The organism is Corynebacterium sp. UBA4397, assembly GCF_002390965.1.
Taxonomy (GTDB): domain Bacteria; phylum Actinomycetota; class Actinomycetes; order Mycobacteriales; family Mycobacteriaceae; genus Corynebacterium; species Corynebacterium flavescens.
Genome location: NZ_DGRD01000052.1, coordinates 1 through 17,999 on the forward strand (window position 1 = coordinate 1; position 17,999 = coordinate 17,999).

The window sequence follows — 17,999 nt, forward strand, 5'->3', positions numbered from 1 at the left end:
AGCCCATGACCGCCACGCTAAGACACCACCAAGCGGTGCGACAATCCCCAACCCGCACCAAACAAGGAAACTGTGGATAACCCACTAGGCCCACCACAGTTATCCACAGCCGGGCCGCCTAGCCAGAACTTGGCAGTGCAATAGCAAGGTCATTCGGCTTATCCTGAATGATCGGGCTCAAACGGAGGACAACCAACCAACAAAATCAATGCACTCCAAAACCAAAAGAGCCATTAAAGCTCACCACACCGCAGCGGTTTGCAAACCCCTAAAGAGCCCGCCGCTCCGCTATTGCCTTGGTGTACTGAACGCTGCGGACATTGGACACGAAGAACTCCAGAACGAGGCGTATCTGAATGACGTAGATAAAGAAGAACGCCGTTCCGAAGATGAGGTGTCCAAGCAGCGCCAAAACTATGGTAAACACACCATCACCCATGCCTGCAGCACCGAGGACGAGGGCAAGCAGGAATCCACCACACCAGCAGGCCACACCGATGAGGACGCGCACGGTGTAGATCATCGAGGCGAAGTGCACGGTGATGAACGTGGTGAAGCGCATGTCAAAGAGAGCCTTGAAGAAGCCCTCGCGCTGCGGCTCGCTGTCCCCGCGCCCAAACTGTGCCGTCTGGCTTTGCGCGGGCTGCCATGCTTGGCCCTGCTGCTGAGGTTGGGGCTGCTGCCAAGGCTGGCTCGGACCGGCTTGAGCTGCCGGTTGAGTTTGCCACGGGGAGGCCTGCTGCGACTGAGGCACCTGCTGCTGTGGCGCGGCCTGACCGAAGCCCTCATTGGCGCCAGCTTCGTGCCGGTTTCCTTCTGACCACGGCGCTGAAAAGTTGTCGCTGTAGTTGTCGCCGTTGCTGGCGTCGCTGTTGCTTGCGTTATCCGGGGTAGTCATTGAAGAGAGAGTGCTTTCTTTCGCCTTAGGAGGCGAAGATAGAGGGAAAGTTAGGGAAATCTCAGAGAAATCTAAAACAGAGAAAAGGGCGGGAAGCCCTCAAAGAGGGTCCCCCCGCCCTAGTTGCCGCCTCCGAAGCAATTAGTGGGAACGGCAGACACAAGCCATTTTAGACAGCCTGTGCCTCTACGCGTGCGATTGCCTCAGCAGCGACCTTTTCTTGAATGCCCATGTCCAATTCGGAGGTGAAGCCTACGCAGGAGCAGTTGATCTCTCCGAGCACGTAGGTGTCTTCCCCGTCTGGGCCATCCGCCAACATGAAGTCCGCGGTCCAGATGAGCGGAACGGTATCGGTATCCCCGAGCTTTTCCGCGATGACAGGACGGGCGTCGGCGAAGAGCTCGAGCAGCTCAGGCCAGTCATCTGGGTGATCGTAGGTGTAGGTGGCGCCGGAGAACAAGGTGGCGGAGAAGGAATCCCCACCGGCGGCCGGCTGCTTATGAACAATGAAGACGGGCTCGTTGCCTACGAGCAGAATGCGAATCTCACCCTCTACGATGCGCGGCATGAAGCGCATGTCCACGAGCATGCCATTGTGGCCAATGATGTACTTGTCGCAGAAGTCCATGAACTCCCCGAGGGTGAAATCATGGGTCTTATTGTCCACGGCCTCGGTGCACTTGAGCTCGGTATCGAGAGGCAGAGCAGTACCCGGCGTTAGCGACTCAGCCAGCGCCTTATCGGCCAAACGTACGCGCCAGATTCCCTCACCTGTGGAGCCCCGGTTCTGCTTGAGCACGCGCTCCCCGTAGGACAAGGTAACGGGGAAGGTCTTGTGGAAGTCCTCAACATCGTAATAAGCGCGGGTGTCCTCCGGCACGAGGGAGGTGTCATTGAGCTTCACCAAGGCATCCTTGGCACCATAGGCCATCATGTCTGCGGGAGTGGACATTCCCACCAGGCCGGCCTCCGCCAGGTTGGTCAGAAGCTCGAAGTAGCCCTTCTCACCGCCCGGAATATTCCCGGGATTAACGCGAGAGATATAGCCGTCATAGTTCTTAGAAACTTCGCGGAAGATCTCCTCCGCGCGGTCCGGGTGGAAGTAGATTACTGTGGATTCCCAGCCAGCATCCTTGATGGCGTTGACGATGGGAAGAGTGTCTTTGCGGTGGCCGTCCGGGCCTTTATCGGATCCGCCCTCGACTTCGAAGACGACGATTGCCTTGTGCACTTGTTAACTCCCTTTCATTAAGAGGGTCCGAGGAGATGTTCCCCGGTCATATCAGCCGGGGAGTGTCCTTCGATGGGACAGAGACCACCGAGTACTTTTCTAAAATTATCCTAAGAACCCCTTCCCCGCCGAGCTATTAACCAAACTTTAACCCCGCAAGGATGCGATCTAGCTCGGCTTTTTCTTGATGCAAGCTACACCACATTTGCGGGCCCCGCGTGACCAATCGAGATCGATACAGGCTAGAGTTGGTGCAGAAACTCTTTTCCCCAAAAGACTTTTTTCTTAGAGCACGAACCCCGAAAACACACAGAAAGGCAGACGGAAAGTGGCTGAATTTGATCCGAATCCCCCTTTTCAAGAATATGCAAACCCGCAGCGGCTCGTGTCTGCGCCATGGCTGTCTGCACGCTTGGGCATTAAAGGTCTGCGAGTGATCGAGGTCGATGAGGATTCGCTCCTCTACGACATTGGCCACATCCCCACGGCCAGCCGCATCATTTTCCAAAAAGAATTGCTCGATCCGCTTACCCGCGACACCGTGGACGGGGAGGCCTTTGCCACTCTCATGCAGGCCAAGGGGATCAATCGGGAAGATACGGTGGTGCTCTACGGCGATAAGTCGAACTGGTGGGCAGCCTACGCACTGTGGGTCTTTGAGCTCTTCGGGCACCCAGATGTCCGTTTGCTCGACGGCGGGCGTGACGCGTGGATGATTGAGGAGCGCGATACCTCCTACATGGTCCCGGAGTTCACTGCTTCCGATTATCCCGTCGTAGAGCGCAATGATGCGGAGTTTAGGGCCTTCGTGGCGGAGGTACGCGAAACCTCTGCACACATAGTTGATACCCGCACCCCTGAGGAATACGCAGGCGAGGCCACCGTGGATTCTCCGCTGGGCAATTCCTCCTACGGCACCACCATGCGCCACGGCCACATCCCTGGCGCCAGCAACCTCGAGTGGGATCGCGCGGTCTACCCCAATGCCTGCTTCCGCAGCGCCGATGAACTGCGCGTGAACTACGGTTCCCTCGAACCGGCCAAGGAGACCATCCTCTACTCTCACGTGGGAGCGCAGGCCGCGCACTCTTGGTTCGTGCTCAAGCACCTGCTCGGCTTCGATGACGTCCGCACTTATGACGGCTCTTGGGCAGAGTGGGGCAACATGGTCCGCATGCCGATAGAGAAGTAGGTCACCGTGGCGTAACACCACGGCCTGTCGCGACGAAAAACAGTTAAGACCCCGGCGGTAACACGCCGGTGATTCCCGCATCATCGCTGGTGCGGGATTATTTCTGACACAAAACTGGAACCTGACGGTTTTCTCATGTTTTTGTGTGCAAGAATAGTGGGCAGTCCAATTCAAGATTAATCAGGAGGGTTCCTGCCGTGGCAGTTGAAACCAAGAAGATCACCAAGGTACTTATCGCTAACCGTGGTGAGATCGCAGTTCGCGTGATCCGCGCCGCGCGCGACGCTGGCATTGCCTCCGTCGCCGTCTATGCGGAGCCGGATAAAGACGCATCATTCGTATCCTTGGCCGATGAGGCCTTTGCTCTTGGCGGAAACACCTCCGCCGAGTCCTACCTGGTCTTCGACAAGATCCTCGACGCCGCAGCTAAGTCCGGCGCCAATGCCATTCACCCCGGCTACGGATTCTTGTCTGAAAACGCCGCCTTTGCCCAAGCCGTCATCGACGCTGGGCTCATCTGGATCGGCCCCTCCCCCGAATCCATCCGCGACCTCGGAGACAAGGTCACCGCCCGCCACATCGCCGAGCGCGCCAACGCCCCGATGGCCCCTGGCACCAAGGACCCCGTCGCAGACGCGGCCGAGGTCGAGGCCTTCGCGGCCGCCAATGGTCTACCCATCGCCATCAAGGCCGCTTTCGGCGGCGGCGGACGCGGAATGAAGGTCGCCTACGAGGCCTCCGAGATCCTCGAGCTCTTCGAGTCCGCCACCCGTGAGGCCACCGCGGCTTTCGGCCGTGGAGAGTGCTTCGTTGAGCGCTACCTGGATAAGGCTCGCCACGTCGAGGCCCAGGTCTTGGCGGATCACCACGGCAACGTGGTCGTCGTCGGCACGCGTGACTGCTCCCTGCAGCGCCGCTTCCAGAAGCTGGTGGAGGAGGCCCCTGCTCCCTTCCTGAGTGATGAGCAGCGCGAGGCCATCCATGATTCCGCCAAGCGCATCTGCCGCGAGGCCGGCTACTACGGCGCCGGCACCGTCGAGTACCTCGTTGGCTCCGACGGGCTCATCTCCTTCCTCGAGGTCAATACCCGCCTCCAGGTTGAGCACCCTGTCTCCGAGGAGACCACCGGCCTCGACCTCGTTCTCGAGCAGTTCAAGATCGCCGAGGGCCAGGAGCTGTCCTTCCACGAGGATCCCACCCCGCGTGGACACGCCTTCGAGTTCCGCATCAATGGCGAGGACCCTGCTGCAGGCTTCATGCCCTCCCCCGGCACCGTGGTCACCTACTCGGAGCCTGCAGGCCCCGGCGTTCGCGTGGATTCCGGCGTGCGTCAGGGCTCTGTCATCGGCGGCCAGTTCGATTCCATGCTGGCAAAGCTCATCGTGTGGGGCCCGGACCGCGAGTCCGCTCTGCACCGCGCTGCCCGCGCTCTTTCTGAGTACAAGGTCGAGGGCCTGCCCACGGTCATCCCCTTCCACCGCGCTATCGTCGAAGATCCTGCTTTCGGCGAAGATTTCCAGATCTACACCAAGTGGATCGAGGAGGAATGGAAGAACGAGCTTCCTCCCTACACCGATGATGCCGAGGCTGAGGACGAGGAGCAGGTCCCCTCGCAGAAGTATGTCGTCGAGGTCGATGGTCGCCGCATTGAGGTCGCACTGCCTGCAAGCATGACCCTCGGTGGAGGCGCAGCACCGCGCAAGAAGTCCAAGAAGCACCGTGGCTCTGGCTCCAAGGCTGCCGTCTCCGGTGATACCGTGGCCGCGCCCATGCAGGGCACCGTCATCAAGGTCAACGTGGAAGAGGGCCAAGAGGTCGCCGAGGGCGACATCGTGGTTGTTCTCGAGGCCATGAAGATGGAGAACCCCGTCAAGGCTCACAAGGCCGGAATCGTCACCGGCCTCGTGGTCGAGACCGGTGGTCAGATCAACAAGGGCATCGCCATGCTGGAGATCAAGTAGACCCCAGCTCGACAAAGCACTCCGAGGGCTGGTGGGAACTGGCCCTCGGGTAGCGTGGTGTCTATGACTGCCAACGACACCGAATACTCAGTCCGCCTCGCCCGCGAGGAGGACCGTACATATCTCTCGCGCCTGCTTTTCCTCGCCGATGTTCTTGGAGACGAGGAAGCCAATATCGGGGACTTCCACACCGGCGACGTCGGCCTTTACGTGGAACAGTGGTCTCCTTTGGCAGATGGCGGGGTTCTCGCAGTCTCCTCCCACAACGTACCCATGGGTGGCTCGTGGCTGCGCTACTACACCGGCGTCGACAAGGGCGCCGCCTACCTAGGCAGCCACAGCGCGGACCCACATGATGAAGATCTGTGGGCAACGGAGTTTGACCCAGAAGAAATGCCCGAGCTGTGCATCGCGGTCGAGCACCGCTACCGCCGACTAGGAATCGGCCGCACCCTTCTGCGCAACGCCTGCGATCTCGCCCGCGCTCAGCAGGCGCCAGGCATTGCCCTGTGGGTCGATGAGAATAACCAGGGCGCACGCTCCCTTTATGAGGCCGAGGGCTTTGAAGCCGTCGATGTCCCCGGGGAGGATCCAGGTATCATGTTCAAGCGCTTCTGGCCGGTGGCTTAAGCCAGATAAGCTTCAGCAGCGCTTTCTAGAACAAGCTGCACTTTCAGATAACACGAAAGGCGGTGCTTTAACCCTCCATTGCTGGGAGGCTAAAGCACCGCCTTTGTGCTGTGGCTGCTACTTGATGACGGCGATGAGGTCTCCGCCCTCTACCTTCGTAGCCTGGCCGATGGCCACGCGGTCAACAACTCCGTCCTTCGGCGCAGAGATGGAAGCCTCCATCTTCATGGCCTCAATGACGGCGACTTGGTCTCCGGCCTTAACCTTGTCGCCCGCGGCAACGGTGGCATTGACAACTCCGGCAAACGGTGCCGCAACATGACCCTCGTTGGAGGGATCGGCCTTTTCCACGGTGGCGACGGTGGATTCGACGTTGTTGTCGCGGACCTTGAGCGGGCGTACCTGACCGTTGACGTTGAGCACCACGTTGCGCATGCCCTTGGCATCCGGCTCGCCCACGGCATCGAGGCGAACAACCATGGCGTTGAGATCGCTGCGGTCGGTGGAATCCTTGGGGAAGAAGTGAATAACCTTTTCTTCACCCTCAGTCAGGCCGTAGAAGAAGTCGGCGTCCGTGAGCGCCTCGGTGTTGCCGAACTTGCGGCGGAACTCCTTGAACTCCTCCCACTGCTTCGGGAACAGCAGGCGGTTGAGTGCCTCACGGCGCTCGGTGGAGTTGTCAGAGTCGAGGTGCTTTGCCTCCTCCTCTGGGACCTCGGTGAGCTTCGCACCGGTCTGGGCGCGGCCGTCCAAGATCTTATCCCGCAGCGGCGGCCAGCCACCGGGAGGGGTGCCCAGCTCGCCGTGTAGGAAGGCGATGACGGAATCCGGGATGTCGTACTTCGTGGGATTAGCCTCGAAGTCCGCAGGATCAACGCCTGTACCAACCAGGTGTAGCGCCAAGTCCCCGACCACCTTGGAAGATGGGGTCACCTTGGTGGGACGGCCCAGCATCTCGTTGACGGCGGCGTAGTTGTTCTCAATGACCTCGAAGCGATCAGACAAGCCGAGCGCAACCGCTTGGGCACGAAGATTGGAGAGCTGGCCGCCGGGAATCTCGTGCTTGTACACGCGGCCGGTGGGGCCGGGAATGCCGTTCTCGAAGGGAGCGTAGAGCTGACGGACGGCCTCCCAGTAAGGCTCCAGATCGGAGACTGCCTGCAGGTCTAGCCCGGTATCGCGCGTGGAGTTCGAGAACGCCGCAACGAGGGCAGACAGCGAAGGCTGCGAGGTGGTGCCCGCCAAAGGAGCGGAGGCACCGTCGACGGCGTCGGCCCCAGACAATGCAGCGGCGTAGTAGGTAGCCATCTGCCCGCCTGCGGTGTCGTGCGTGTGCACGTGGACCGGAAGGTCGAATTCCTTACGCAGCGCCATGACGAGCTTGGAGGCAGCCTCTGGGCGCAGTAGTCCCGCCATGTCCTTGATGGCCAACACATGGGCGCCGGACTCGACGATCTGCTCTGCCAAGTGGAGGTAGTAGTCCAAGGTGTAGAGCTTCTCATTCGGCGAAACCATGTCCCCGGAGTAGGCCATGGCGACCTCGGCAACGGTGGTATTGGTCTCCAGCACGGCCTCGATGGCCGGGCGCATCTGAGATACTTCATTGAGTGCATCGAAGATACGGAAGACATCGACGCCGGACTTGACGGCCTCTTCAACGAAGCCGCGGCAGACGGAATCCGGGTAGGGGGTATAACCCACGGTATTGCGCCCGCGCAGCAGCATCTGAATGTTCTGGTTGGGCATGGCCTCGCGCAGCAGGTCGAGGCGAACCCAGGGATCCTCGTGGAGAAAGCGCATGGCTACGTCATAGGTGGCGCCGCCCCAGGCCTCGACGGAGAAAAGGTTCGGGGTCAGCCGCGCCACGGCCTCGGCCGCGGAGACCAGGGCGGTGCCTCGCACGCGGGTCGCAAGCAGGGACTGGTGCGCGTCACGGAAGGTGGTATCGGTGACGGCGAGGGCATCCTGCTTGCGAATCTTCTCCGCCCACTTCTGCGGGCCGAGCTCAAGCAGGTCATCGCGCGAGCCGCGCGGCAAAGGCTGTCCGTGATCCAGCTTGGGGAGCTTGTCAAAGGGACGCAGGGAAGTTGGGCGCTTGCCGTTGGGCTTGTTGACCGTGACATCGGCGATGTAATCGAGGATGCGTCCAGACTCATCGACCGCCGGGGGCGCCTTGAGCAGCTCAGGGTGGTCCGTGATGAAGCCGGTGTCAACGCGCTTGGCGGTGAAGTCCGGCTCACGCAGAAGCGCACGCAGGAAGCCGATGTTGGTGGCCACGCCAGAGACCGTGAACTCGTTGAGCGCGCGCTGGGCACGCGCGACGGCCTGTGCGAAGGTGGCGCCACGGCAGGTCATCTTGACGAGCAAGGAGTCGAAGTTCGGGGAGATTTCCGCTCCCACGGACGTTGCTCCGTCGAGGCGCACACCCGCGCCGCCCGGCGAGCGATAAGAGGTCAGCGTTCCCGTATCGGGGCGGAAGCCGTTGTTCGGGTCCTCGGTGGTGATGCGGCACTGCAGCGCGAAACCATTGATGTGGATCTTGTCCTGGCTCAGGCCAAGATCCGCCAGGGAAGCGCCGGCGGCGATCTGCATCTGGGATTTAACGATGTCGACGCCGGTGATTTCCTCGGTCACGGTGTGCTCAACCTGCACGCGCGGGTTCATCTCGATGAATACGTGGTTGCCACGCTCATCCACCAAGAACTCCACGGTGCCGGCACCCTCGTAGTTGATGTACTTACAGAACTTCACCGCATCCTCGCAGATGCGATCCCGCAGCTGCGGGTCCAGGCTCGGCGCCGGAGCAATCTCGACGACCTTTTGGTGGCGACGCTGCACGGAGCAATCGCGCTCGAAAAGGTGAATGACGTTGCCCTGCGAGTCCGCGAGGATCTGCACCTCGATGTGCTGGGGCTTGATCACCGCAGTCTCAAGGTAGACCGCACCATCACCGAAGGCTGCCTCGGCCTCGCGGGAGGCCTCAGCTGCCTTCTCCTTGAGCTGCTCGGGGCTTTCGACGAAGCGCATACCTCGTCCGCCGCCGCCGGCCACGGCCTTGACGAATACGGGGAAGGTGAAGTCCTTGGCGTACTCGACAAGCTTGTCGACGTCCTCAGAAGGCTCAGAATCCTGCAACGTAGGCAGGCCGGCCTTCTGCGCTGCGGACACCGCGGCAGCCTTATCACCGGTGAGATCGAGCGTTGAGGGGCTGGGGCCGATGAACTTGATGCCTGCCTCTTCGCAGGCGCGGGCTAGGTCAGCACGCTCGGAGAGGAAGCCATAGCCTGGGTAGATGGCGTCAGCTCCGGACTTCTTGGCGGCACGGATAATCTCATCGATGTCGAGATATGCCTTGACTGGCTGCCCCTCGGTACCAATGCGGACTGCCTCATCAGCAAAAGCGCGGTGAAAAGAATTTCGATCCTCGCGGGGGTAGACGGCCACTGTTTTAGCACCGGTCTCGAACGCGGCACGGAAAGCACGAACGGCGATCTCGCCACGGTTGGCTACGAGAATCTTGTTGAACGATGGAAGCGCGGTTTGAGCCACTTCTTTATGTTCCTTTCAATAACGGGTAATTGCCTCTGATGTTGGGGGAGTTATGGCACCACTAGCAATGAGCCCTCACGGGTGATCCGCATCTCACATTAGTGGGCGCGAACCTAAATATCCACAGGTTTGGGATGCGGATTGTGCCACATTAGGGCCTAAATTGAGAGCAATCGCGTCCCAAGGCACCCTGGGACGCAGGTGAAGAACTCTTGTCATATTGCAAATACTGCAAAGAAAAGAGGTGCGAAGAAGTCTCCTCCCTCGCACCCCCAATCCCGGGTTGCCGCCTTAGAAAGACTTAGGCGGAACCGAGCGCTGCGGCTCGCCAATGTAAGCCGAGAGCGGGCGAATGAGGGAGTTGCTCTCATTCTGCTCGACGATGTGAGCGGTCCAACCGGTGATGCGGGACATCACAAAGATCGGAGTGAAGAACTCGATGGGGAAGCCCAGGATGTAATAGGCCGGGCCAGCCGGGAAGTCCAGGTTGGGGCGAATCTTGATGGAGGTGTTGTCATACATCGTCTGAGACATGATGTCATACATCTCCACCCACTTTTCCTGGCCATGCTTGGCTGCCAGCTCACGGAAAGCAGCTTCCATGGTGGGAACGCGGGAGTCACCCTTCTTGTACACGCGGTGACCGAAGCCCATGACGAGGTCCTTGTTCGCCAGCTTGTTCTTGGTCCACTCCTCCGCCTTGGCGGGGTCTCCCACCTCGATGAAGTTGTGCATGACAGCCTCGTTGGCGCCGCCGTGCAGCGGGCCCTTCAGCGCGCCGATGGCGCCAACAACGGCGGAGTAGGTATCCGACATCGTAGAGGTGATAACGCGCGCCGCGAAGGTCGAAGCATTGAAGGAGTGCTCAGCATAAAGGATGAGGGACTTGTCAAAGGCCTCGATGTCGGCACGGTTGGTGGCCGGGGAGCCTTCCTCCTCACCAAATACCATCCACAGGAAGTTCTCGGCAAAGCCCTTCTTGCGGGAAGGCTCGATGTAGGCCTCGCCGCGGCGACGGCGAATATCCAGGGCGATGATGGTCGGAATCTTCGCCATCAGCTCGAGAGCGGTGCGACGAATGTGCTCGGAGTCCTTGGTGTACTCCTCGGGGTCCTGGGCGCCAATGAAGGAGACGGCGGTGCGCAACACATCCATGGGGTGGCACGACAGCGGCATAGACATGATGAGGTCGATGAGGTGGCGGTCGAGGTGACGCAGCGCCTTCTCACGGGCGGAGAAGCGGGTGAGCTCGGCGGACTCGGGCAGGTCGCCATTCCACAACAGGTAGGCGACCTCCTCAAAGGAGCAGTAGCGGGCGAGTTCTTGGACAGGGTATCCGCGGTAGGTCAGCGAGTTGGTCTCAGGAACGACCTTGGACACTGCGGTTTCGTCGACGACGACGCCGTAGAGGCCCTTACGGATTTCTGGTTGCTCTGGGGTGGTGGACATGGTGAAGCTCCTTCAAGTTTGGCTTTCAGGGGTTAGGGGGAGGTGGGAAAAATGCAGGGAAAGGGAGGCGACTTAGTCGAAGGTGGGCTTGTAGGAGTCCTTCGAGTAGGTAAATACTTCTTGGTCAAAAGCGTTGTACTCGTTGTAGCGAACGAGCTCGTAGAGGCGTGAGCGGTGCTGCATGCGGTCAAGCCATTCGCTTTGGATGCCGGTTTCTTGCAGGTCGCGCAGGAAGTCCTCGGTGGCGCCCATGGCAACACGGAAAGTGGAAACCGGCCAGATGACTGCGTTATAGCCCAGGTCTTCGAGCTGGCGGGCGGAGAGCAGCTCGGTCTTGCCAAACTCCGTCATATTGGCCAGCAGCGGGGTGTCAACAGCGGCGCGGAAGGCCTCGAAGTCCTCCGGGCGATAGAGAGCCTCGGTGAAGATGAGGTCGGCCCCGGCATCGGCATAGGCCTTCGCGCGTTCAATAGCATCGTCGATACCGTTGACGCCGGCTGCATCCGTGCGTGCACAGATGATGAAGTTCTCATCGCGGCGCTCGTTCGCGGCGGCGGTAATGCGGCGGACCATGAGGTCTACCGGCACGACTTCCTTGCCATCGAGGTGGCCACAGCGCTTGGGGTTTACCTGGTCCTCAAGGTGACAGCCGGACAGTCCTGCGTCCTCGAGTGCGGCGATGGTGCGCGCGGCGGACATGGGTTCGCCGAAGCCAGTGTCGGCGTCGACAAGCACGGGCAAATCGGTGACACGGGCAATCTGACCAGCGCGGGTGGCCACCTCGGTCAGGGTGGTCATACCGATGTCCGGCAGGCCCAGATCATTGGCCAAGACGGCACCGGAGATGTAGACGCCGCCGAAGCCGCCGATATCCTGGATAAGACGGGCAGACAAGGGGTTGAAAGCACCAGGCAGGGTGGTGATGCCAGGACCTTCGAGCGCGGCACGGAAGTCCGCGCGCTTTTGGGCGTTGGTCTTAAGAGATCCAAACAGGCCGGCCATTTAGAACACTCCCTTCGGGGTATGCGGTGCGGAAGCAAGGTTTTCTTCAGTGACGCGAACGTTGAGCTCACGCAGGTCCTGGAGGTTTTCCAGGTTCTGGGCGGCGGCGAGGAAGCGCTCCTGCTCCTCGGGGGCGACGATGCCCTCCGCCAGGGTGCGGAACTTCTCGATGTACTGCTCGCGTCCAAAGGGACGGGCGCCGAGCGGGTGCGCATCGGCCACGGCCATCTCATCCTCGATGACGGTGCCATCGCGGAAGGTGATGACGGCGCGGGCGCCGAAGGCCTTTTCCGCCGGATCCTGCGAGTGATAACGCCGGGTCCACTCAGGGTCCTCCACCGTGGAGATCTTGTGCCAGAGCTCAATCGTCTCGGGGTGGTGTGCACGCTCAGGGGAGTAGGACTTGACGTGGTGCCAGCCCCCATCCTCTAGAGCGACGGCGAAGATGTACATGATGGAGTGGTCCAGGGTCTCGCGCGAAGCGTCCGGATCCATCTTCTGGGGATCGTTGGCACCGGTGCCGATGACGTAGTGGGTGTGGTGCGAGGTATGCAGAACGATGGACTCAATTTCGGAGGTCGGGCGTCCGGCATCCGCCAGCGTCTTCTTCATCCGGCGAGCCAGGTCGATGGGCGCCTGGGACTGGTACTCTGCGGAGTGCTCCTTGGTATAAGTCTCCAGGATGGCGCGCTTTTCCTCGCCGGGGCCGGGCAGCGGGACGGTGTAGGTGCGGTCCGGGGAGTGCAGCATCCAAGCGATGAACCCGTCCTCGCCTTCCCAGATGGGGGCAGGGGCACCCTCGCCGCGCATCGCACGGTCGGCGGCCTCGATGGCCATCTTGCCGGCGAAGGAGGGCGCATAGGCCTTCCAGGAAGAAATGAGGCCCTTGCGCGACTGGCGGGTGGCGGTGGTGGTGTGCAGCGCCTGTCCAATGGCCTGGTAGATGGTGTCAACGTCGAGGTCGAGCATGGTTCCCAGTCCGGCAGCCACGGAGGGTCCGAGGTGCGCGACGTGGTCGATCTTCCACTCGTGCAGGCAGATACCCTTGACCAGGTTGACCTGGATTTCATATCCGGTGGCCACACCACGGATGAGGTCTTGCCCACTCAGGCCCTTGTGCTGGGCGACGGCGAGGATCGGCGGGATGTTATCCCCCGGGTGAGAGTACTCGGCAGCCAGGAAGGTGTCGTGGAAGTCGAGCTCGCGCACTGCGGTGCCGTTGGCCAAGGCTGCCCACTCCGCGGAGTAGGTGCCGTCGATGCCGACGACGTTGGCGCCGCCTTCAGAAACAGGGTGAGCCTGCGCCATAACGCGGGCGGAGGTCACGGGACGACGCGCAACCGAGGCCACGGCGACGGCAGCGTTGTCGATGATGCGGTTGATGATCATCTCCGCCGTATCCTGCGGAACGGCTACCGAATCGGCGGCTACCTGAGCAATCTTATAAGCCAGGTGCTCTTCAATGGGGAAATCCTCGGCGGACTTGTGGGTACGTACTTCGTGGTTGATCACGGCCGGTGGTGCTCCTTCATCTTGATGCCTCGTCGTGCGGGGCCCGGTATGAAACGAATATTCAGCATTGCTAAGCGCTAATGCGTTGTCGGTCACATTAGTCAGTTGCGTGTGCTGGGAACCATAGGTAAGGTTTGCGTAAACTAGCGGCATGAAAACGCGGATCTTGCGTAATCTGTAAAAATCGCTGCTAATGGCCGGTTTTTCAAAGGAGACAAACGTGAGCAAACTCTATGCGGGGGCAAGAATCCACGCGCTGCGCAAAGCCCGGAATCTCACCCAAGTCGCCATGGCCAAGCAACTTGATCTGTCCACGAGTTACCTCAATCAGCTAGAAAATGATCAACGCCCCCTTACCGCGACGGTGCTCATGCAACTCTCGCGGCGCTTCGACCTCGACCCCGCCTACTTCTCCCCCGACCGCGATCTCCACGCCATAGCAGAACTGCGCACTCTCTTCCCCGCGGCTGCCGAGGACACCCTCTCCGACCTGGCATCGCGGTTCCCCGAGCTCATCCCCCGGCTCGTCGAGGTGGCAGGACACGCCCCTGCCACGCCGGCGGTCAGCCCCTCAGAGCTGGTCCGTGACTTCTTCTACGAGGCTGGCAACTACATCCACGACTTGGACGTCCTCGGCGAGGATCTGGCCCAGCACACCGGCGATAAGATCCTGCGCCTGACCCGGCTATCCAACGAGCTCGACCAGCAATTCGGGGTGCGCGTGCGCTTTGGTCACCGCACCTCTGGAGCGCGGCGCCAGTTCCACCCCGATAGACGCGAGCTGAGCCTGCGCGCTGGGCTCAGTGACGCTCAGCTCTGCTTCGAAATGGCCCTCCAATACTGCCTGCTGGCCTATCCGCACGTCCTAGAGAACCTTGTCTCGGAGCTGCCCACGAGTGCCGCCAAGAAGCTGGCCACCTATGGGCTAGCCCAGTACTTCGCTGCCGCTGTGACCATGCCCTACCGCCAGTTTCTCGCCGCCGCGGAAGACACGCGTTACGACATCGACCGCGTCGCCAGCATCTTTGGAACAGGCTTTGAAACCACCGCCCAGCGCCTGACCACCCTGCAGCGCCCCGGCACGCGCGGGGTGCCTTTCTTCTTCATCCGCACCGACCGCGCTGGCAATATCTCCAAGCGCCAATCCGCCACCGGCTTTCACTTCTCGCGCTCGGGTGGCTCGTGTCCCCTCTGGGTGGTTCACCGCGCTTTCGAGACCCCCAACCGCATCACCCGGCAGGTGGCCACCATGCCGGATGGGCGCACCTACCTGTGGATAGCCCGCCACGTACAGGGCGAGGCCAAGCGTTTTGGCACCCCCCGCAAGGAATTCGCGGTGGGGCTGGGCTGCGACATTTCCCAGGCACACCGGCTGGTCTACTCGGATGCGCTCAACCTCTCACCCTCCGCCGCCACTCCCATCGGCCCCGGCTGCATTTCCTGCCCGCGGGAAAACTGCGCACAGCGTGCGTTTCCGCAGGCCGGCAGCAACCAGGCGCCCGATCTTAACTTCAGCATCGGCATTCAGTAGTTACCTACCGTGCCGGGGCTGCGCACAACCGTTCTAAAGCTATGCCGCGCATGTCTGGGCACAATGCTTAATTAAAAGGGCTCCGTAGATTATGTTGCGGAGCACTCTCTATCACTCACGGCTGTCCTCCCCTTTTCCCCTATCCACCGGCTCCCCCTAGCCGGCGGCACGGGGAGGGCAGCCCTGAATTGTCTACTCCTCCCCCCTATTCGCGCTTGTTATTCGTACCTATAGTTCTTGCTTACTCAAGGTCATCGTGGGCAACGAGGCGGCGAGCGGCCTCCGTAATCGTGCCCGAAAGCGAGGGGTAGACCGCGAAAGAATCCGCCAGCTGATTAACAGTGAGCTGGTTGGTCACCGCCACGGCGATGGGCAAGATGAGCTCAGAGGCGGTCGGCGCCACGATAACTCCGCCGATAATTCGGCCCGAGGTCTGACGGCAAAATAGTTTGACAAAGCCGTGCTTCAGCGAGCGCATCTTGGCGCGCGGGTTCGTCGCCAGCGGCATGGTGATGGTCCGAGCTGCAATATCGCCGTTTTCGATCTCCGCCTGCGAATAGCCTACGGCGGCGATCTCGGGGCGAGTAAACACAGCGGTGGCAACAGTCTTCAGACGCAGCGGGGACACGCCCTCCCCCAAGGAGTGGTACATGGCGATGCGCCCCTGCATAGCTGCCACAGAAGCCAGCGGGAAGAGATCGGAGCAATCACCTGCAGCATAAATGCCGGCGATGTTGGTGCGTGATACGCGGTCGACGTGAATATGGCCGGACTTCACCGTCTCTACCCCGACGTTGTCCAAGCCAAGGTTCTTGGTATTGGGCACAGAGCCGATGGACATAATCGCGTGGGAGCCGGTAATTTCACGCCCATCCTGAGTCTTGACCAGCACTCCGCCGTCTGCGGTTCGAGTGACTGACTCGACGCGGCAATTCTTCTCTAGCTCCACGCCGCGCTCGGCGAGGACGGTCTCGAGCACATCTGCGGCATCAGCATCGTCGTGGGGAAGAATACGGTCCCGAGAAGCAACCATGGTGACCTTCACGCCCATCTCAGCAAAGGCGGAGACGAACTCCGCGCCGGTCACGCCGGAACCGACCACGATGAGGTGCTCGGGAATCTCCGGCAAGGCATAAACCTGCTGCCAGGTCAGAATGCGCTCACCATCCGGCTGCGCACCGGGCAAGATGCGCGGGGTGGCGCCAGTGGCGATGAGGACTAGGTCAGCATCGAGGACCTCCTCGTGCCCGTCCGAGTTGTGAACTGCGACGACCTTGTGCCCACCAAAGTGCTGGGATTGCTGGTCCTGCGGGAAATAGCCGCGGCCGTCGATGACGCGAGCGCCCAGCTCGCCCATGCGATCACGGATGTCGGAGGACTGCCGCTGCGCCAGAGCTTGCACGCGCTCATTAAGGGCTGTGAAGGAGAGCTCGGCTTTACCAATGTGCTCGTTGAGGCCCATGGCCTCCGCACGGCGAAGGTCTGTCTTGATATTCGCGCCGGCGATGAATGACTTCGAAGGAACACAATCGAGGATGACCCCGGAGCCTCCCATGTCTTGATCCTCAATGATCGTAATATCAGCGCCGTATTTTGCGCCCGCATGGGCCGCCTCATAGCCCGCGGGGCCGCCGCCGATGATGACGATGCGTTTGGTCTGGTTAGACACGGAGTAGCTCCTTTTTATGTACCACATTAAAAGTCCTAACAGAGTTTAACGCTTAGGACGCAAAACCACCTATCGAGGATTGCGCCGCCTTACCTAAGTCCCTAGCCAAGGGTGTTCTTTCCCAGAAACTGGTCAACAACCGCACCAAAGAGTTTGATTCCCACCCCAATAGCGCGCTCATCCACGATGAGGTCCCCCATGTGTAGATCGTGCTGCTCGCCCTCCCCCGACCAGCAGCCCAGCCGCGCCATGGAACCGGGCACATGCTCGAGATACCAGGAGAAATCCTCGCCTCCCGAGGACTGCGGCGCCTGCACCACTGCCTGTGGGTCGATCGCCTGAGCGGCGGAGGCAAGCATGGCGGTAGCAACGTCGTCATTCAGCACGGGGGGAACCCCGCGGTGATAATCAAGCTCGTAGTCCACGCCGACGGGAGCCAGCACCTGCCCCACCAACTCGCTAAATAGACCCTGAATCTGGCGCCACACCGCGATGTCCGCGGTGCGTAGGGTGCCGCTGAGCGAGCCAAGCTTGGGGATAGCATTCGGCGCGTATCCGGAATCAACTTGTCCAAAGACCAGCACCGTTCCGGTGCGCGGATCCACCCGGCGGGAGAGCAGAACCGGCAGCTCCGTGATGAGTTTGCCCAGGGCATAGACCACGTCACCCGTGAGGTGCGGGCGCGACGTATGCCCTCCCGGGCCCTTGACCTTAATCTCCACGACGTCCGTGGCCGAGGTGATGGCGCCGGCGCGCACGCCGATGCGGCCCACCCGCAACTTCGGCTCCGCGTGAATGGCGAAGATGGAGTTAACCCCCTCGAGCGCACCCCACTCAATAACGTCCGTGGCGCCGCCAACCCACAGCTCCTCGGCAGGCTGGAAGATGATACGGATGCCGATGGGCAGGCCGTGCTCGCGCTCATAATCCCCCAGCGCGCAAGCTAGGCCGAGGGCAATGGTGGTGTGGACATCGTGCCCACAGGCGTGCATCACGCCGGGGTTCTCCGAGCTAAACTCCAGCCCAGTAACCTCCGTGACGGGCAGCGCATCGATATCCGCGCGGAAGGCCAGACGCCCCAGCTCGGTCTCGGGGCCAATGTCCACCATCAGTCCCGTCTCTGGGAAACGTTGCGGCTCGAGTCCGCGCTCACGCAGCCGCGCCTCAATGTATGCGGTGGTGGCGACCTCGTGGTTCGATACCTCCGGATGGCGGTGGATATGCCGACGCCATGCGATGACCTCGGCGCGATGAGCCGTGAACCATTCGTCGATGAATGCCGAGACCATGCCTACCTCTTCTTAAAACCTAGCGCTAGCAACTGAGCGTCGAACCCGCTTACCCTCCAAGATTCTACAACTAGACTATGCGGTTC

The 17,999-nt window shown here is 61.0% G+C and carries 12 protein-coding genes; 4 read left to right on the forward strand and 8 right to left on the reverse strand.

Features of this window, described 5'->3' with window-relative positions; genetic code table 11:
• Positions 1 to 268: 268 nt before the first annotated feature.
• Both B2696_RS10630 and B2696_RS10635 read right to left on the reverse strand, forming a co-directional pair.
• Positions 269 to 898: a DUF4282 domain-containing protein gene (locus tag B2696_RS10630; protein WP_286955324.1), complete on the reverse strand. Its 630-nt coding sequence runs from the start codon at positions 896 to 898 to the stop codon at positions 269 to 271.
• A gap of 169 nt (positions 899 to 1,067) precedes the next feature.
• Positions 1,068 to 2,129 carry a Cj0069 family protein gene (locus tag B2696_RS10635; protein ID WP_286955325.1) on the reverse strand — a complete coding sequence of 354 codons (1,062 nt, stop codon included), beginning with the start codon at positions 2,127 to 2,129 and terminating at the stop codon, positions 1,068 to 1,070.
• A gap of 328 nt (positions 2,130 to 2,457) precedes the next feature.
• Here B2696_RS10635 and B2696_RS10640 point away from each other — a divergent pair, with 328 nt between their 5' ends.
• The 3 genes from B2696_RS10640 to B2696_RS10650 all read left to right on the forward strand — a co-directional run bounded on the left by B2696_RS10640 (position 2,458) and on the right by B2696_RS10650 (position 5,912).
• Complete coding sequence (locus tag B2696_RS10640) at positions 2,458 to 3,321, forward strand: sulfurtransferase (protein WP_075729243.1); 864 nt, start codon at positions 2,458 to 2,460, stop codon at positions 3,319 to 3,321.
• Positions 3,322 to 3,518: 197 nt separating this feature from the next.
• On the forward strand, positions 3,519 to 5,282 hold the full coding sequence (locus B2696_RS10645) for an acetyl-CoA carboxylase biotin carboxylase subunit (protein WP_286955328.1): 1,764 nt from the start codon (positions 3,519 to 3,521) through the stop codon (positions 5,280 to 5,282).
• Between the two features lie 63 nt (positions 5,283 to 5,345).
• On the forward strand, positions 5,346 to 5,912 hold the full coding sequence (locus B2696_RS10650) for a GNAT family N-acetyltransferase (protein ID WP_286955330.1): 567 nt from the start codon (positions 5,346 to 5,348) through the stop codon (positions 5,910 to 5,912).
• A gap of 117 nt (positions 5,913 to 6,029) precedes the next feature.
• Here the strand turns inward: B2696_RS10650 and B2696_RS10655 are convergent, their stop codons facing one another.
• From B2696_RS10655 to prpD, 4 genes are all read right to left on the reverse strand, one after another.
• A complete protein-coding gene (locus tag B2696_RS10655) occupies positions 6,030 to 9,461 on the reverse strand; it encodes a pyruvate carboxylase (RefSeq protein ID WP_276623541.1) in 3,432 nt (1,143 codons plus the stop codon).
• A 291-nt stretch (positions 9,462 to 9,752) separates the two neighbouring features.
• On the reverse strand, positions 9,753 to 10,910 hold the full coding sequence (locus B2696_RS10660) for a bifunctional 2-methylcitrate synthase/citrate synthase (protein ID WP_276623540.1): 1,158 nt from the start codon (positions 10,908 to 10,910) through the stop codon (positions 9,753 to 9,755).
• Between the two features lie 72 nt (positions 10,911 to 10,982).
• Positions 10,983 to 11,912: a methylisocitrate lyase gene (prpB, locus tag B2696_RS10665; RefSeq protein ID WP_276623539.1), complete on the reverse strand. Its 930-nt coding sequence runs from the start codon at positions 11,910 to 11,912 to the stop codon at positions 10,983 to 10,985.
• On the reverse strand, positions 11,913 to 13,424 hold the full coding sequence (gene prpD, locus B2696_RS10670; RefSeq protein ID WP_276623538.1) for a 2-methylcitrate dehydratase PrpD: 1,512 nt from the start codon (positions 13,422 to 13,424) through the stop codon (positions 11,913 to 11,915).
• 220 nt (positions 13,425 to 13,644) lie between these two features.
• Between prpD and B2696_RS10675 the strand changes: the two genes are divergently transcribed.
• Positions 13,645 to 14,955 carry a short-chain fatty acyl-CoA regulator family protein gene (locus B2696_RS10675; RefSeq protein ID WP_286955331.1) on the forward strand — a complete coding sequence of 437 codons (1,311 nt, stop codon included), beginning with the start codon at positions 13,645 to 13,647 and terminating at the stop codon, positions 14,953 to 14,955.
• A gap of 241 nt (positions 14,956 to 15,196) precedes the next feature.
• Here the strand turns inward: B2696_RS10675 and B2696_RS10680 are convergent, their stop codons facing one another.
• Positions 15,197 to 16,651: an NAD(P)H-quinone dehydrogenase gene (locus B2696_RS10680; protein ID WP_174775538.1), complete on the reverse strand. Its 1,455-nt coding sequence runs from the start codon at positions 16,649 to 16,651 to the stop codon at positions 15,197 to 15,199.
• 74 nt (positions 16,652 to 16,725) lie between these two features.
• Positions 16,726 to 17,913: a M20 family metallopeptidase gene (locus tag B2696_RS10685; RefSeq protein ID WP_286955332.1), complete on the reverse strand. Its 1,188-nt coding sequence runs from the start codon at positions 17,911 to 17,913 to the stop codon at positions 16,726 to 16,728.
• Positions 17,914 to 17,999 lie beyond the last annotated feature (86 nt).

Bases quoted from the DNA above. Each gene is read 5' to 3' on its own strand.
- B2696_RS10630 (WP_286955324.1), bottom strand. From the start codon at position 898: ATGACTACCCCGGATAACGCAAGCAACAGCGACGCCAGCAACGGCGAC.
- B2696_RS10650 (WP_286955330.1), top strand. From the start codon at position 5,346: ATGACTGCCAACGACACCGAATACTCAGTCCGCCTCGCCCGCGAGGAG.
- B2696_RS10660 (WP_276623540.1), bottom strand. From the start codon at position 10,910: ATGTCCACCACCCCAGAGCAACCAGAAATCCGTAAGGGCCTCTACGGC.
- prpB (WP_276623539.1), bottom strand. From the start codon at position 11,912: ATGGCCGGCCTGTTTGGATCTCTTAAGACCAACGCCCAAAAGCGCGCG.
- B2696_RS10680 (WP_174775538.1), bottom strand. From the start codon at position 16,651: ATGTGGTACATAAAAAGGAGCTACTCCGTGTCTAACCAGACCAAACGC.
- B2696_RS10685 (WP_286955332.1), bottom strand. From the start codon at position 17,913: ATGGTCTCGGCATTCATCGACGAATGGTTCACGGCTCATCGCGCCGAG.